Source organism: Methylobacterium sp. 142-1Y (genome assembly GCF_057747795.1).
Map to the genome: position 1 here is coordinate 6,008,650 of NZ_CM173224.1, position 15,602 is coordinate 6,024,251.

13 protein-coding genes are annotated in these 15,602 nt (G+C 67.5%); 2 read left to right on the forward strand and 11 right to left on the reverse strand.

Annotated elements, in window-relative coordinates; all coding sequences use genetic code 11:
- Window positions 1-52 precede the first annotated feature (52 nt).
- The 5 genes from urtE to urtA form a co-directional block, all read right to left on the reverse strand.
- Complete coding sequence (gene urtE / locus AC3AOF_RS27540) at window positions 53-748, reverse strand: urea ABC transporter ATP-binding subunit UrtE (RefSeq protein ID WP_236987875.1); 696 nt, start codon at window positions 746-748, stop codon at window positions 53-55.
- Window positions 749-763: 15 nt separating this feature from the next.
- Complete coding sequence (urtD, locus tag AC3AOF_RS27545; RefSeq protein ID WP_488347063.1) at window positions 764-1,555, reverse strand: urea ABC transporter ATP-binding protein UrtD; 792 nt, start codon at window positions 1,553-1,555, stop codon at window positions 764-766.
- A complete protein-coding gene (gene urtC, locus AC3AOF_RS27550) occupies window positions 1,552-2,688 on the reverse strand; it encodes an urea ABC transporter permease subunit UrtC (protein ID WP_488347064.1) in 1,137 nt (378 codons plus the stop codon). The genes urtD and urtC overlap by 4 nt, the downstream gene beginning before the upstream one ends.
- A gap of 2 nt (window positions 2,689-2,690) precedes the next feature.
- Window positions 2,691-4,280 (reverse strand): urea ABC transporter permease subunit UrtB, encoded by a 1,590-nt coding sequence (gene urtB / locus AC3AOF_RS27555; RefSeq protein ID WP_488347065.1) that lies wholly within the window; start codon window positions 4,278-4,280, stop codon window positions 2,691-2,693.
- A gap of 472 nt (window positions 4,281-4,752) precedes the next feature.
- Entirely contained in the window at window positions 4,753-6,045 is a 1,293-nt protein-coding gene (gene urtA / locus AC3AOF_RS27560; protein ID WP_236987871.1) for an urea ABC transporter substrate-binding protein, read from the reverse strand.
- A 271-nt stretch (window positions 6,046-6,316) separates the two neighbouring features.
- Between urtA and AC3AOF_RS27565 the strand changes: the two genes are divergently transcribed.
- Window positions 6,317-7,981 carry an alpha-amylase family protein gene (locus AC3AOF_RS27565; RefSeq protein WP_488347066.1) on the forward strand — a complete coding sequence of 555 codons (1,665 nt, stop codon included), beginning with the start codon at window positions 6,317-6,319 and terminating at the stop codon, window positions 7,979-7,981.
- Between the two features lie 161 nt (window positions 7,982-8,142).
- On the opposite strand, the gene AC3AOF_RS27570 is transcribed toward AC3AOF_RS27565, so the two are convergent.
- Window positions 8,143-8,400, reverse strand: a complete 258-nt coding sequence (locus AC3AOF_RS27570; protein ID WP_488347067.1) for a helix-turn-helix domain-containing protein — start codon at window positions 8,398-8,400, stop codon at window positions 8,143-8,145.
- Window positions 8,401-8,946: 546 nt separating this feature from the next.
- Here AC3AOF_RS27570 and AC3AOF_RS27575 point away from each other — a divergent pair.
- Entirely contained in the window at window positions 8,947-9,876 is a 930-nt protein-coding gene (locus AC3AOF_RS27575; protein ID WP_236987868.1) for a DMT family transporter, read from the forward strand.
- A 19-nt stretch (window positions 9,877-9,895) separates the two neighbouring features.
- On the opposite strand, the gene ycaC is transcribed toward AC3AOF_RS27575, so the two are convergent.
- The 5 genes from ycaC to AC3AOF_RS27600 form a co-directional block, all read right to left on the reverse strand.
- Entirely contained in the window at window positions 9,896-10,528 is a 633-nt protein-coding gene (gene ycaC / locus AC3AOF_RS27580) for an isochorismate family cysteine hydrolase YcaC (RefSeq protein ID WP_236987867.1), read from the reverse strand.
- Between the two features lie 508 nt (window positions 10,529-11,036).
- On the reverse strand, window positions 11,037-11,873 hold the full coding sequence (locus tag AC3AOF_RS27585) for an ABC transporter ATP-binding protein (protein ID WP_488347068.1): 837 nt from the start codon (window positions 11,871-11,873) through the stop codon (window positions 11,037-11,039).
- Between the two features lie 231 nt (window positions 11,874-12,104).
- Window positions 12,105-13,376, reverse strand: a complete 1,272-nt coding sequence (locus AC3AOF_RS27590) for an ABC transporter substrate-binding protein (protein ID WP_488347069.1) — start codon at window positions 13,374-13,376, stop codon at window positions 12,105-12,107.
- Window positions 13,377-13,635: 259 nt separating this feature from the next.
- On the reverse strand, window positions 13,636-14,709 hold the full coding sequence (locus AC3AOF_RS27595; RefSeq protein WP_488347070.1) for a branched-chain amino acid ABC transporter permease: 1,074 nt from the start codon (window positions 14,707-14,709) through the stop codon (window positions 13,636-13,638).
- Window positions 14,709-15,602: a branched-chain amino acid ABC transporter permease gene (locus AC3AOF_RS27600; protein ID WP_048429761.1), complete on the reverse strand. Its 894-nt coding sequence runs from the start codon at window positions 15,600-15,602 to the stop codon at window positions 14,709-14,711. The genes AC3AOF_RS27595 and AC3AOF_RS27600 overlap by 1 nt, the downstream gene beginning before the upstream one ends.

Sequence of the window (15,602 nt, forward strand, 5' to 3'; positions counted from 1 at the left end):
ATGAAGCCTCGATCCCGTCATCATTGTCATGGGCCTTCTCAGGCCGCCGCCCTCACACCGACAGCCACCGCCTGACCTGCGCCTCGACCATGCCCGAGCGCGGCCCGGCCTCGACCACCTGGCCGCGATCCATCACCGCGTAGGTGTCGCACAAATCGCGGGCCCATTCGAAATATTGCTCGACGAGCACGATCGCCATGTCGCCCTTGCCCCGCAGGTAGTCGATCGCCCGGCCGATATCCTTGATGATCGAGGGCTGGATGCCCTCGGTCGGCTCGTCGAGGACGAGGACGCGGGGGCGGGTCACCAGGGCGCGGCCGATGGCGAGCTGCTGCTGCTGGCCGCCCGAGAGGTCGCCGCCGCGCCGGCCCAGCATGTCCTTGAGGACCGGGAAGAGGTCGTAGACCTCGCTCGGCACGTAGCGGTCGGCGCGCTTGCAGGGCGCAAAACCCGTTTCCAGGTTCTCCTTGACGGTGAGGAGCGGGAAGATCTCGCGTCCCTGCGGCACGAAGGCGATGCCCTGGCGGGCGCGGTCGTAGGGCGCGAGCCGGCTGATGTCGCGGCCGTCGAGCCTGACCGCGCCCTTCGACACCGGCTGCTGGCCGACGATGGCGCGCATCAGCGAGGTCTTGCCGACGCCGTTGCGGCCGAGCACGGCCGTGACCTTGCCGGGTTCGGCGCTCAGCGAGACGCCGCGCAGGGCCTGCGCCGCGCCGTAATGGAGATCGATGGTCTCGACGGAGAGCATGACTGAAAAAGATCCTCAGCGGCCGAGATAGACCTCGACCACCCGCGGGTCGGCCGAGACGGAATCGATCGAGCCTTCGGCGAGCACCGCGCCCTCGTGCAGGCAGGTGACGCGGCATTGCAGCGCCCGCACGAAATGCATGTCGTGCTCGACCACGATGACCGCGTGGTCTTTCGCGATGCGGCGCAGGAGCGTCGCGGTCGCCTCGGTCTCGGCATCGGTCATGCCGGCCACCGGCTCGTCGACGAGGAGGAGCTTGGGGTCCTGGGCGAGCAGCATGCCGATCTCCAGCCACTGCTTCTGGCCGTGCGAGAGGTCGGCCGCCGGCCGGGCCCGGTGGGCGGTGAGCCCCACCGTCTCCAGGATGGCGTCGATCTGCGCCCGCTCGACCCGGTTGCGCCAGCCGAACAAGGAGGCGGTCGCGGCGCGGGGTCCTTTCAGCGCCAGCAGGACGTTGTCGGCGACCGACTGGCTCTCGAACACCGTCGGCTTCTGGAACTTGCGGCCGATGCCGAGCTCGGCGATCGCCGCCTCGTCCATCCGGGTCAGGTCGTGCAGGCCGTCATAGATCACCTGGCCGGTATCGGGCCGGGTCTTGCCGGTGATGCAATCCATCATCGTGGTCTTGCCGGCGCCGTTCGGCCCGATGATCGCCCGCATCTCGCCGGGCATCAGGGTCAGGGACAGGCCGCGCAGGGCCCGGTAGCCGTCGAACGTGACCTTGATGTCGTCGACGTAGAGCAGGGCCTGGGTGAGGCGCTTCTCGTGCACCGGGTCGGCGGTGGGCAGGGCGACCGCTGCGCTCATGATCCGCGGCCCTCCTCGGCCAGGGCGGGGGGAATGTCGGTCCGGGTCCGGGCGCGCCGGGCGCCGAGGCGCTCGGCGAGGGTGCCGAGGATGCCCTTGGGCAGGTACAGGGTGACCACGACGAACAGGGCGCCGAGCGCGAACAGCCAGGCATCCGGCATCGCGCCGGTCAGCAGCGTCTTGGCGTAATTGACCAGCACCGCCCCGAGCGCCGCGCCGACGAGGGTGCCGCGGCCACCCACCGCGACCCAGATCACCGCCTCGATCGAGTTGGCGGGGGCGAATTCGGACGGGTTGATGATGCCGACCTGCGGCACGTAGAGGGCGCCGGCCACCCCCGCCATCATGGCGGAGACGGTGAAGGCGAGCACTTTGTAATGCGCCGTGCGGTAGCCGAGGAACCGGGTGCGGGATTCCGCGTCGCGGATCGCGATCAGCACCTTGCCGAAGGCCGAGGTCGTCATGAAGCGGGCGACGAGGTAGGCGAGCGCCAGCGCCACGGCGGTGAGGACGAACAGGACGACGCGCGTCCCTTGCGCCTGGACGTTGAAGCCCAGAATGTCCTTGAAGTCGGTCAGCCCGTTGTTGCCCCCCAGGCCCATATCGTTGCGGAAGAAGGCGAGCATCAGCGCGAAGGTCATCGCCTGGGTGATGATCGACAGGTAGACGCCGGTCACCCGCGAGCGGAAGGCGAGCCAGCCGAACACGAAGGCGAGGAGGCCGGGGACCAGCAGCACCATCACGGCGGCGAAGGGAAACCAATCGAAGCCGTGCCAGTACCAGGGCAGGGACTTGTAGTTCAGGAAGACCATGAAGTCGGGCAGGATCGGGTTGCCGTAGACGCCGCGCGGGCCGATCTGGCGCATCAGGTACATGCCCATCGCGTAGCCGCCGAGCGCGAAGAACGCGCCGTGGCCGAGCGAGAGGATGCCGCAATAGCCCCAGACGAGATCGAGGCTGAGCGCCAGGATCGCGTAGGCGAGGTACTTGCCCATCAGCGAGACGGCGTAGGTCGGGACGTGGAGGGCGGAGCCCGGCGCGGTGAGGAGATTGAGGGCCGGCACCACGAGGCAGGCGAGGGCCAGCACGCCGAGGAAGATCCAGCCCGGTTTGTCGATGCGGGAGAGCAGCATGGTCAGGCCTCCACCGCCCGGCCCTTGAGCGCGAACAGGCCGCGCGGCCGCTTCTGGATGAACAGGATGATGAAGACGAGGAGCAGGATCTTGCCGAGCACCGCGCCGGCATAGGGCTCCAGGAACTTGTTGGCGACGCCGAGCGTCAGCGCGGCCACCAGCGTGCCCCACAGGTTGCCGACGCCGCCGAAGACCACGACCAGGAACGAATCGATGATGTAGCCCTGGCCGAGATTCGGCGAGACGTTGTCGATCTGCGAGAGCGCGACCCCCGCCACGCCGGCGATGCCCGAGCCGAGGCCGAAGGTGAAGGCGTCGATCCAGGGCGTGCGGATGCCCATGGCGGCGGCCATGCGGCGGTTCTGGGTGACGGCGCGGGTCTTCAGGCCGAAGGAGGTCGCCTTCAGGATCAGGTTGAGGGCGACGAAGACGGCGAGCGCGAACACCACGATCCACAGCCGGCCCCAGGTGATCGAGAGGCCGAACAGGTCGAAGGCGCCGGACATGTAGGAGGGCGCGCCGACCTCGCGGTTGGTCGGGCCGAAGACCGAGCGCACCGCCTGCTGGAGGATGAGGCTGATGCCCCAGGTGGCGAGCAGGGTCTCCAGCGGCCGTCCGTAGAGGTGGCGGATGACGGTCCGCTCGATCAGGATGCCGACGGCGCCGGCGGCCAGGAAGGCGAGCGGGATCGCGATCGGCAGCGACCAGTCGAACAGGCCAGGGGCCTTCTGGCGGATCAGCTCCTGCACCAGGTAGGTGGTGTAGGCGCCGAGCATCACCATCTCGCCATGCGCCATGTTGATAATGCCCATCACCCCGAAGGTGATGGCAAGGCCGATGGCGGCGAGCAGCAGCACCGAGCCGAGCGAGACGCCGTACCAGGCGTTCTGGACGTTCGCCATCAGGGCCTGGCGGGTCTCGATGCTGGACACGCCGCGGGCGGCGGCGTCGCGCACGCTCGGCGTCGGGTCGTTGGCGAGGCCACGCAGGATGCCGAGCGCCTCCGAATCTCCGCGGGCCTGAAGGGTGTCGAGGGCGGCGAGCCGCTCGATCTCCGGGGCGCCGGCTTTCGCCAGCAACGCCGCGGCGCGGGCCTCCTGCAGGCTGCGCTTCACGCCCTTGTCGGTCTCGCGGGCGAGCGCCGCGTCGAGGGCCGGGAGCGCGGCGGCGTCGCGGGCCTTGAACACCGCATCGGCGGCGTTGCGGCGGGTGGCGGCGTCGGGGGCGAGCAGGTTGAGGCTGCCGAGGGCGGCGTCGATCGCGCGGCGCACCCGGTTGTTGACCCGCACGGGCTTGAAGCCGTCCGGGCTCACCGCGGCGCCGGTGCGGGCATCGGTGGCGTTGGCGCCGTCCTTGAGGGCGAGCGCCTTGTCGTCCGGGCGGTAGAGCAGGCGGTTGTCGGCGAGCGCACGCAGGACCGGCCCGGCCTTGGGATCGCCGCTGGTGGCGAGCGCCGCAATGCCGGCCTCGATGTCGGAATAGCTGTCGCTGGCGAGCCGGGCATAGGCGGCGTCGGGGCCGGTCTGCGCGGCGGCGGGCAGGGCCCAGACGGCGCACCAGGCGACGAGGAGAAGGACGAGGCAGCGGCGCATACAGTCAGTGTCCGGGGGAAAGGTGCCAACATTCCCCTCTCCCGTGTGGGAGAGGGGTTAGGGGTGAGGGTGCTACGGTGCTGAGTCGATCTCAGAGCCTGTTTGAGCGGGGTCGTCTTTCATAATGCCGGAAACATCAGGGCATATCCTGCCCACGACCTCATCCTGAGGTGTCAGTTCATCGGAGATGGACTGACCTCGAAGGAGGATTCCAGGGATCGCTGAGGATTCTGGAGGGCTCCTTCGAGGTCAGTCGATCTTTGATCGACTAACACCTCAGGATGAGGTGGGAGGGTAGGATATCACTGATTATATTGATCTTGGCGATAGAAAAAACACTCAAACAGGCTCTCAGGTGGTCACGCTGCCAGCACGACGATCAGTGCATTACTCAGAACCGCAGAAACCTCACGCGGGATCTTCGATCCCCCTGCCCCTCTCCCACACGGGAGAGGGGAGAAGTGCTCAGCCGTTACGCGCCGCCGCACTTCTTCGTCTGGGTGTTGTAGTTGCCGCACTTGAGCTTCACCCAATCGGCCTCGAGGTCCTTCGAGCCCTCGAGCTGCTTTGACCAGGCCTCACCGGGGATGAGGTCCTTGGTCTTCCACACCACGTCGAACTGGCCGGAGGCCTCGATCTCGCCGATGAAGACGGGCTTGGTGATGTGGTGGTTCGGCAGCATCTTGGCGGTGCCGCCGGTGAGGTTCGCCTGCTCGATGCCGGGCAGCGCGTCGATCACCTTGTCGGGATCGGTGCTGCCGGCCTTCTCGACCGCCTTCACCCACATGTTGAAGCCGATGTAGCTCGCCTCCATCGGGTCGTTGGTGACGGCCTTGGGGTTCTTCTTGAACGCCTGCCACTGCTTGATGAACGCCTCGTTCTCCGGCGTCTTGATCGACTCGAAGTAGTTCCACGCGGCGAGGTGGCCGACGAGCGGCTTGGCGTCGATGCCGGCCAATTCCTCCTCGCCGACCGAGAAGGCCATCACCGGGATGTCGGTGGCCTTGATGCCCTGGTTGCCGAGCTCCTTGTAGAACGGCACGTTGGCGTCGCCGTTGACGGTCGAGACCACCGCGGTCTTCTTGCCGGCGGAGCCGAACGCCTTGATCTTCGACACCTCCGTTTGCCAGTCCGAGAAGCCGAACGGGGTGTAGTTGATCATGATGTCCTCGTCCTTTACCCCCTTCGACTTGAGGTAGGCTTCGAGGATCTTGTTGGTGGTGCGCGGGTAGACGTAGTCCGTCCCCTCCAGCACCCAGCGCTTGGTGCCGCCACCATCCTCCGACATCAGGTAGTCGACCGCCGGGATCGCCTGCTGGTTCGGCGCCGCACCGGTATAGAACACGTTGCGCTCGCTCTCCTCGCCCTCGTACTGGACGGGGTAGAACAGGATGTTGTTGAGTTCCTTGAACACCGGCAGCACGGACTTGCGCGACACGCTGGTCCAGCAGCCGAACACCGCCGAGACCTTGTCCTTGGCGATCAGCTCGCGGGCCTTCTCGGCGAAGAGCGGCCAGTTCGAGGCCGGATCGACCACCACCGCCTCGAGCTTCTTGCCGAGCACGCCGCCCTTCTTGTTCTGCTCGTCGATGAGCATCAGCATGGCGTCTTTGAGCGTCGTCTCGGAGATCGCCATCGTGCCCGAGAGCGAGTGCAGGATGCCGACCTTGATGGTCTCCTGCGCCGAGGCGGCCGTGCTCGCCAGCGTGCCGAGTGCCACGCCGCCCGCAACCGCAGCGCGCGAGAGCCAACCCTTCCACGTCATCGTCATCGTCTCCCTGGGCCGATGCGGCCGGGCAGCGATCCGCAAAGCTCGTGCCAAGGAATTTTTTGAAAAGGTTCCCGTGCTCCCGGGCTCATTTTGTGGGCAAGCGCCGGATTTCGGGGCCGTCTGCCCACGTTTCGCCACCGCGGATGCCCGTCGCGGCGCCATTCTGCCTAAGCCGGCGCCAAGTCGACGCCAAGGCTACGCTCGGGCTGCGCCTGCCCTAGTTGTCCAGTCGAGCCACAATCGACGAGGCGTGAGGAGAACCGCGGTGATCGAGGACCTCTGGTACAAGAACGCGGTGATCTACTGCCTCTCAGTCGGCTCCTTCATGGATGCCAACGGAGACGGCATCGGCGATTTCGAGGGACTGGAACGTCGCCTCGATTATCTGCTCGGCCTCGGGGTGACGGCGATCTGGCTGCATCCGTTCCAGCCCTCGCCGGGGCGCGACCACGGCTACGACGTGGCCGATTATTACGGCGTCGATCCGCGCTACGGCACGCTCGGCGATTTCGTCGCCTTCACCCACGCCGCCAAGCAGCGCGGCATGCGGGTGCTGATCGACCTCGTGGTCAACCACACCTCCGACCAGCATCCCTGGTTCAAGGCCGCCCGCTCCGACCCGAATGCCCGCACCCGCGACTGGTACGTCTGGTCGAAGACCAAACCGGCGAACGCCCACGAGGGCATGGTCTTCCCCGGCGTGCAGAAGAGCACCTGGAGCTACGACAAGGAGGCCAAGGCCTGGTACTTCCACCGCTTCTACGACTTCCAGCCCGATCTCAACACCGCCAATCCCCACGTCCAGGCCGAGATCCTGAAGATCATGGGGTTCTGGATCCAGCTCGGCGTCTCGGGCTTCCGGATGGATGCGGTGCCGTTCGTGATCGCCGAGAAGGGGCCGGAGGTCTCGGGCGAGCCGCGCGAGCAGTTCGAGTTGCTGCGGCTGTTTCGCGAGTTCCTGCAATGGCGCCAGGGCGACGCGATCATCCTGGCGGAGGCCAACGTGCTGCCGCGCCAGGACCTCGATTATTTCGGCGACGACGCCGACCGCATGCACATGATGTTCAACTTCCAGGTCAACCAGGCCTTGTTCTACGCGCTCGCCTCGGCGGACGCGCGCCCGCTGGTGAAGGCGCTGCAGAAGACCTGGAACCGGCCGCCCTCGGCGCAATGGGCGATCTTCCTGCGCAACCACGACGAACTCGACCTCGGGCGGCTCACCGAGAAGCAGCGCCAGACCGTCTTCCAGGAATTCGGCCCCGACCCGGACATGCAGCTCTACGGCCGCGGCATCCGCCGGCGGCTGGCACCGATGCTCGGCGGCGACCGGCGGCGGATCGAGCTCGCCTACAGCCTGATGTTCACCCTGCCGGGCACCCCGGTGCTGCGCTACGGCGACGAGATCGGCATGGGCGACGACCTCTCGCTGCCGGAGCGCGATTGCGCCCGCACGCCGATGCAATGGTCGGACGAGCCGCAGGGCGGCTTCACCTTGAGCGATCACCCGGAATCGCCGCCGATCCACGAGGGCGCTTACGCCTTCACCCACGTCAACGCGGCGGCGCAGCGCTGCGCGCCGGAATCGCTCCTCAACTGGATGGAGCGGGTCATCCGGATGCGCAAGGAGGTGCCGGAGATCGGTTGGGGCGATTTCACCGCCCTCGAGACCGGCGACCCGAGCATCCTGGCGCTGCGCTACGACTGGCGCAACAACGCGGTCCTGTGCCTGCACAACCTCGCGGCCGAGCCGAAGGAGATCACCTTCGCCACCGGCCTCGACGGCGACGGCCGCAACCTGATCGACCTGCTGACCGGCCAGCGCAGCCTGGCCAATGACGACGGCTGCCACTGCGTGCTCATGGAGGGCTACGGGTACCGGTGGTTCCGGGTCGGGGGGCTGGATTACCTGTTGCGGCGGACGGAGATCTAAGCCGTCGCTGCACTCGCCAATTTTGCCACCCTCCGCGTCATTCCGGGGCCGCGAAAGCGGAGCCGGAATGACGCGGAGGGTTCGGGGACGGATAGTGGGCCATCAGGCCCCGAGTCTTTGCAGGCTGCGGGCCTTTGCATGAGCAAGGCGGAGACCGCCCCTCAAACCACCTCCGCCGGCGCCGTCAGCATCCCGGCCTCCTCCGGCGAGAACTCCCCCTCCGGCCAGTCGGACCAGACGACGTTGCGGTAGATCGGCAGGCAGACGCCGATCCTCCTGTATTCGGCGATCCGGTTGCGCACCGTGCGGACCGAGATGCCGAGCATCTTGGCGGCGTGGGTGCGGTTGCCGCGGCAACGGATGAGCGTCTCGATGACGAGCTTGCGCTCGGCCTCCGCGAGGGTGGTCGCTGGCGCCATGCTGTGTTCCTCCTGGTTCGAGGGCCCCCGGGTATATTTGTTCTTGCGACCCGTAAAAGCTGCGCAATCGCGGTTAATAAGTCGTTAACGGTACTATCGGGCCGATATGCGCCCTTCTGTGCTTGCTCCCCCGAAGGCAGAACGGCAAACAATACGATCCATCGTCGATCGATGAGATCCGGTCCTCGACAGGAGGAAGGCCGGCCCGTTCCGGCATTCGCCAGCGGCCGGGCGCGCCCGGCGAGGTCTGCCGGGCCGGCGGCGCAAGACGTGTCGTGACGAGGCGCACCGATATCGCGTCCGGGCCGTCGCTCGGTCCGGGCGGGGGCTGCCGGCAGGATCGTCCGGGGGCTGCAGGACCGCAGCGGCACCGAATACGAGGCCCCGTCACCTCGGTCAGGTCGCCCGCGGATCTTGATCGAGACGGCGCCCTGCCCTCGCCCGGCGCCGCTCCGGGCCGGTGGCGCCGATTGCCGCGCAAGGAACGGGATGCCGATGGGTGCGCCCTCGCGCCAGAGTGCGGCCTCCCCCACCGGAGAGCCCGCGATGCAGCCTGCCGCCAACCGCCCCATGGCCCCGTCGGAATGGGGTCTGCTCCTCGGCCTGTCGGTGCTGTGGGGCGGCTCGTTCTTCTTCGTCGGGGTCGCCTTGCGGGCGCTGCCGCCGCTCACCCTGGTGAGCCTGCGCGTCGGCCTCGCGGCCGTGATCCTCGCCCTGGTGCTGCGGGTGCGGGGCTTGCCCATGCCGCGGGGCGCCCCGGTCTGGCTCGCCTTCCTGGGGGCGGCCTTCCTCAACAACGCGGTGCCGTTCTGCCTCATCGCCTGGGGGCAGACCCACATCGCGTCCGGTCTCGCGGCGATCCTCAACGCCACCACGCCGCTCTTCGGCGTCCTGGTGGCCCATGGGCTCACCGACGACGAGCGATTGACGGGGAACCGCCTCGCCGGCGTGCTGGCCGGGCTTACGGGCGTCGCCGTGATGGTCGGGCCGTCGGTCCTCACCGGGCTCGGGGGCGAGGCGCTGGCCCAGGGCGCGGTGCTGCTTGCCGCCCTCTCCTACGCCTTCGCCGGGATCTACGGCCGGCGGTTCAAGCGCATGGGTATCCCGCCGCTCTCGGCCGCCGCCGGGCAGGTCACCGCCGCGACCGTGCTGCTCCTGCCGATGGCGCTGGCGGTCGACCGGCCCTGGACCCTGGCGCCGCCGCCCCCGACCGCCGTGGCCGCGGTGCTCGGCCTCGCGGCACTCTCGACGGCACTCGCCTACGTGATCTTCTTCCGCCTGCTGGCGAGCGCCGGGGCGACCAACCTGATGCTCGTCACCTTCCTCATCCCGGTTTCGGCGCTCGTCCTCGGCGCCCTGGTGCTCGGCGAGCCGGTCGTGCCGCGCCAGCTCCTCGGCATGGCGCTGATCGGGGCCGGGCTGGTGGCGATCGACGGGCGGTTGCTGCGGCGCAAGAGGCCCGCAGCAGCCGAGTAGCCGCCGCGGGCGGGGGTGTTCAGGCGCCGTGCTTACCCTGCATCGCGGCGTAGCTCGTCATCAGGTTGCGGTAATCCGGGATGTGGTCGCCGAGCAGCGTCGCCAGACCTTCGACATCCCGGCGCCAGTCGCGATGCAGCTCGCAGGCGACCGCGAACCAGTTGACCAGTTGCACGCCGGCCGCCGACATCCGGTTCCAGGCCCCGTCGCGCACCACCGGGTTAAAGGTGCCCGACGCGTCCGTGACGGCGAAGACCTCGTAGCCCTCCGCGATCGCCGACAGGGCGACGAAGGCGACGCAGACCTCGGTGACGACGCCGGCGATGACGAGCTGCTTGCGCCCCGTCGCCTTCACGGCGGCGACGAAATCGGGGTTGTCCCAGGCGTTGATCTGCCCGGGCCGGGCGATGAAGGGCGCGTCCGGGAACTTGGCCTTCAGCTCGGGCATGATCGGCCCGTTCGGCCCGTCCTCGAAGCTGGTGGTGAGGATGGTCGGCAGCTTGAAGTAGGCAGCAAGGTCGGCGACCGCCAGCACGTTGTTCTTGAAACGATCGGGATCGAAGTCGCGCACCAGCGACATCAGGCCGGCCTGGTGATCGACCAGAAGGACGACGGCCCGGTCGAGGTCGAGGCGATTGTACGGCTTGGTCATCGTCGTCTCCATCGTGGCGGCCGGTGCGGCGCGGTGTCGATGGGGGGAGTATGTCCGGGAGGTTTCTGACTGAACAGAGAACCGATGGAAAACGATCGTTTCCGGGAGCGCGACTATGGATCTGGATGGCGGAATCCGGCCGGATCTGACGACGCTCGCCGTCAGGCCGTCTCCTGCGATGGGCGCATCCGTCCGTCGCACTGGGAGCGGGAGGGGCTTTCGATCCATGCCGTCATCATGACGGAGGGAGCCGAGAACGTCCTGATCGGTCTTGCTGTTGGGGGATGGCGCCCCCAAGGCACCTCGCTTCGAGCCGGTCCCGTCAGCCAACCGCGATCGTCCCGTCCGCAACCTCATCCTGAGGTGCCACGTAGCGGCCTCGAAGGAGGGTTCCAGGAACAGCTGAGAGTTCTGGAGCCCTCCTTCGAGGTCAGTCGATCTGCGACCGTGTGCGATCTCCGATCGCCGCCACCTCAGATGAGGTCGCGGGCAGGACGGATAAAGAGCCTCAAATCCACCGCTTGCGCCGCTTGAAGCTCTTCAGGTTCCGAAAACTCTTGCGCTGATCGCCGGCGCCGCCGAGATAGAATTCCTTGACGTCCTCGTTGGTGCGCAGTTCCTCGACGGTGCCGTCGAGGACCACCTTGCCCTGCTCCATGATGTAGCCGCGATCCGCGACCGACAGGGCGGCGCGGGCATTCTGCTCGACGAGCAGGATGGTGACGCCGAGATCCTGGTTGATCTGGCGGATGATGGAAAACACCTCCTTCACCAGCAGCGGCGAGAGGCCCATCGACGGCTCGTCCATCAGGATCAGGCGGGGCCGGGCCATCAGGGCGCGGCCGATCGCCAGCATCTGCTGCTCGCCGCCCGAGAGGTAGCCGGCTGCTCCCGTGCGCTCCTTCAGGCGCGGGAAGTAGGTCAGCACCCGCTCGAGGTCCTGGCCGATCTCGCGGTCGCGGCGCGAGAAGGCGCCGAGGCGAAGGTTTTCCATCGGCGTCATGTCGGCGACGATGCGGCGGCCCTCCATCACCTGGAAGATGCCGCGGCGCACGATTTTGTCGGGCTCGATGCCGTCGATGCGGGCGCCGTCGAACACGATCTCGCCGCGGGTGACCTCGCCGTCCTCCGAGCGCAGGAGGCCCGAGATGGCCTTGAGCGTGGTGGACTTGCCGGCCCCGTTGGCGCCCAGCAAAGCCGTGATCGAGCCCACCGGCACGTCGAGGCTCAAGCCCCGCAGGACCAGGATCACGTCGTCGTAGACGACCTCGACGTTGCGCAAGCTGAGGAGCGGGGCCTGAGTGGCCTCTTGGGTCGGGCGTTCGAGGGTCGTGACCTGCGACATCGGATGGCTCCAGGGGTGAGATGCGAGGTCGACCCTCCCCCCTCTGCGGGGGAGGGCGGCCTGCGGAGCAGGCCGGGAGAGGGGACGCCGTGTCCGGAAAGGTCGCGAGCGCGATGACGAGCGCCACGTTCGGCACCGTCGCGTTCCCCTCTCCCGGCTCACTGCGTTCACCACCCTCCCCCGCAGAGGGGGGAGGGTTCAGGGCGGCGGGTCACCCGCCGGCGGCGATTCTCACCACCCCTGCCACTCGCTCTTCCTCGGCAGCGTCACGGTCTTGACCGGCTCGAGCTTGATCGTGCCGGCCTTCATCAGGTCGGGCAGCGCCCCGTCGGTCGGGCCCGAGACCTTGGCGCGGTAGATGTGCACCTCCATCATCCCGCGATGGTCGGTGGGCGACCAGGTCGAGGGGACGCAGACGCCCTCCATGCCGGCCGGCACCCAGTCCTTCTTCTGGTAGAAGCCCTTGCGGACGTTCGGGCCGGCCAAGCCGCCATTGTCCTTGGCCCAGGCCAGGGCCTCGGTCATGTAGAGGGCGGCGCAGATGCCGGTATAGTAATGAACCGGCCGGTAGGCGGTGCCGGCGGCATCCGACACCTTCGAGATCTCGGCCGCCATCGCCATGCCGGGCGCCGTGCTGCCGCTCACCGCCGCGGTGCGGACCGGGAAGACGACGCCGTTCGCCGCCTCGCCGGCCGCCTTGGCGGCGTTCTCGTCCATGCCCCAGACGTTGCCCATGAACTGGATGTCGGTGCCGACCGACTTGCAGGATTTCAGAAGCGAGATGTTCGAGCCGCCGGTATTGCCGAGATAGGCGTAGTTCGCGCCGGCATTCTTGGCGGTCAGGCATTGCGCCGTGTAGTCGCCGGGCGCCAGCGCGAAGACGATCGCCGGCAGCACCTCGAAGCCGAGGTCCTTCGCCATCGCCTCGCCGGCTTCCTTGGGCGAATTCGGATAGGGGTGGTTGCCGCCCATATGGACGTATTTCGGCTTGCCGGTCTTGCCCTTGGCCTTCCAGTCGTCGGCGGCCCACATGAGCATGGCGCGCAACGCATCCGAGTAGGACGGGCCGTAGAAGAAGTTGTAGGGCGCGGCCTTGGCCTTGCCGCTGGCGCCGGTCGGGTCGCTCACCTGCGCGGCGTAGCTCCCCGAGATGTACGGCACCTCGTCCTTGGTGACGAAGGCCGACAAAGCCTCGGTGTCGGCGGTGCCCCAGCCCTGGATCGCCGCGACCTTGTCGCGCCCGCCGGTCCACTTCTTGTAGAGCGCGACGGCGCGGGGCACCTGGTAGCCGTAATCGACGGTCTCGACCGCCATCTTCTCGCCCTTGATGCCGCCCTTGCGGTTCACGTAGGCGAGGGCATCGGCCACCCCTTGGGCGTAGGGAACGCCGACATCCGAGGTGGCGCCGCTCTGGTCGGCGAGATGGCCGATCGGGATCTCGGCGGCGAGGGCCGGGACAGCACAAGCGAGGACAGTGGCCGAGGCCAGGGACAGGCGAAGCATGGGTCTGGTTTCCTCCGGTGGATGGGCTGGTTTTCCAGCCTCGTCGGTGAATTCAGAATTCGCGGGACGGGTTTGATCCGCCTGCCCCATCCGCAACCTCATCCTGAGGTGCGAGCGAAGCGAGCCTCGAAGGAGGGCTCCAGAAGTCTCGGAGCTTGCTGAACCCCTCCTTCGAGGCCGCTACGCGGCACCTCAGGATGAGGTCGCGGGTGGGATAACAGGGATGCTCACGGCGCTGCCGCCCCGGGTCAAGACAGGTCTAGTGCGAGAACGGATACAGCTTCCAGTACGCCTTGATCTGGCGCCAGCGATGGGCGAGCCCGTCGGGCTCGAACATCAGGAAGAGCACGATCACCAGACCGATCGCCATCTCGCGCAGGAAGGACAGGTTGTCCTTGAGCGACAAGGCCCGGTCGAGGGCCGAGCCGCGGACCGCGTCGGTGATCCAGCCCATGGCTTCCGGCACCAGCACCATGAAGGCGGTGCCCATCAGCGTGCCCATGATCGAGCCGAGGCCGCCGATGATGATCATGCCGAGAAACTGGATCGAGAGCAGGATGCCAAAACCCTCGACCGAGACGAATTGCAGGTAATGCGCGTAGAGCGCCCCGCCGATGCCGGCGAAGAAGGCCGAGAGCCCGAAGGACAGGGTGCGGTAGCGGGTGAGGTTGATCCCCATCATCTCCGCCGAGAGGTAGTGGTCGCGCACCGCCACCAGCGCCCGGCCGTCGCGGGAGCGCATCAGGTTGGTGGCGAGCACGAAGGTCAGCACCAGGTAGGCCAGCACCACGTAGAAGTAGCGGTGGTCGGTGTCGAACGCGAAGCCGAAGATCGAGAAGGCATCGGCCGCCGTGCCGGCGACGCCCCCGGTGAACCAGTTCGCCCGGGCGAAGAAGTCCTGGAGGATGTATTGCGCGGCGAGCGTCGCGATGGCGAGGTAGAGCCCTTTGAGCCGCGCCGCCGGCAGGCCGAAGATCAACCCGACCGCGGTGGTCATGACGCCGGCGAGCGGGATCGCGAAGAAGACGGGAATCCCGTAATTGTTCGAGAGCCAGGCCGACGCGAAGGCGCCGAAGCCGAAGAAGGCGGCATGCCCGATCGAGATCTGCCCGGTGAAGCCGACCAGGATGTTGAGGCCGAGCGCTGCGACCGCGAAGTAGCCGATCTGGATCAGGAGGCTCAGCCAGTAGCGGTCGAGCACCAGGGGCGCGCAGCAGAGCAAGGCCAGCCCCGCCCAGACCGCGTAGCGGCTGCCGGCGGTGGGGAAGATGGTGGTGTCGGCGGCATACGTGGTGCGGTAGTCGCCGGCGGGGATCAGGCTCTGGGTCGCCATCAGACGCGCTCGATGTCGCGGGTGCCGAACAGGCCGTAGGGCTTGATCATCAGGATCACCACCAGGACGTAGAAGGGAACGATCTCGTAGAGGTTGCCCCAGTGCAGGTACTGGCCGTCGACATATTGCGCGACGTTCTCCAGCACCCCGATGACGAGGCCGCCGATGACCGCACCGACGACCGAATCGAGCCCGCCGAGGATGACGGCCGGAAACACCTTGATGCCGTAGAGCGACAGGGCCGACGACACGCCGTTGACGATGCCGACCACGATGCCGGCGACCGACGACACCACCGCCGAGATCGCCCAGGCCATCGCGAACACGTTGCGCACCGAGATGCCGAGCGACTGCGCCACCTGCTGGTTGAAGGCGGTGGCCCGCATGGCGAGCCCGTGCTTCGAATACTGGAAGAACCAGGCGAAGCCCGCCATCATGGCGACCGAGATGCCGAGGCTCATGAGATAGACGGTCTGGATCTCGAGCCCGAGGAACGACACCGACTGGGTCTGGAAGATCGGCGGGAAGGGCTGGGCGAAGACGCCGAACAGCCACTTGCACAGGGCCTGGAAGAAGATCGACAGGCCGATCGTCACCATGATGACGGAGATGATCGGCTCGCCGATCAGCGGCCGCAGCACCACGACTTGCAGCGCGATGCCGAAGACCAGCATGAACGCGAAGGTGATGCCCATGCCGACGAGGAACGGCAGCTGGTAGGTGGTGAGCAGCCACCAGCACACCCAGGCGCCGATCAGCAGGAACTCGCCCTGCGCGAAGTTCACGACCTGGCTCGCCTTGTAGATCAGGACGAAGCTCATCGCCACGACCCCGTAGAGGGCGCCGACGATCAGCCCGTTGACGACGAGCTGAAGCAGGAGATGGGTGTTCAT

What these genes read in the sequence shown, in the direction of transcription:
- urtE (WP_236987875.1), bottom strand. Translation starts at nt 748, where the DNA reads ATGCTCTCCGTCGAGACCATCGATCTCCATTACGGCGCGGCGCAGGCC.
- urtD (WP_488347063.1), bottom strand. Translation starts at nt 1,555, where the DNA reads ATGAGCGCAGCGGTCGCCCTGCCCACCGCCGACCCGGTGCACGAGAAG.
- urtC (WP_488347064.1), bottom strand. Translation starts at nt 2,688, where the DNA reads ATGCTGCTCTCCCGCATCGACAAACCGGGCTGGATCTTCCTCGGCGTG.
- urtB (WP_488347065.1), bottom strand. Translation starts at nt 4,280, where the DNA reads ATGCGCCGCTGCCTCGTCCTTCTCCTCGTCGCCTGGTGCGCCGTCTGG.
- urtA (WP_236987871.1), bottom strand. Translation starts at nt 6,045, where the DNA reads ATGACGTGGAAGGGTTGGCTCTCGCGCGCTGCGGTTGCGGGCGGCGTG.
- AC3AOF_RS27570 (WP_488347067.1), bottom strand. Translation starts at nt 8,400, where the DNA reads ATGGCGCCAGCGACCACCCTCGCGGAGGCCGAGCGCAAGCTCGTCATC.
- AC3AOF_RS27575 (WP_236987868.1), top strand. Translation starts at nt 8,947, where the DNA reads ATGCAGCCTGCCGCCAACCGCCCCATGGCCCCGTCGGAATGGGGTCTG.
- ycaC (WP_236987867.1), bottom strand. Translation starts at nt 10,528, where the DNA reads ATGACCAAGCCGTACAATCGCCTCGACCTCGACCGGGCCGTCGTCCTT.
- AC3AOF_RS27585 (WP_488347068.1), bottom strand. Translation starts at nt 11,873, where the DNA reads ATGTCGCAGGTCACGACCCTCGAACGCCCGACCCAAGAGGCCACTCAG.
- AC3AOF_RS27590 (WP_488347069.1), bottom strand. Translation starts at nt 13,376, where the DNA reads ATGCTTCGCCTGTCCCTGGCCTCGGCCACTGTCCTCGCTTGTGCTGTC.
- AC3AOF_RS27595 (WP_488347070.1), bottom strand. Translation starts at nt 14,709, where the DNA reads ATGGCGACCCAGAGCCTGATCCCCGCCGGCGACTACCGCACCACGTAT.
- AC3AOF_RS27600 (WP_048429761.1), bottom strand. Translation starts at nt 15,602, where the DNA reads ATGAACACCCATCTCCTGCTTCAGCTCGTCGTCAACGGGCTGATCGTC.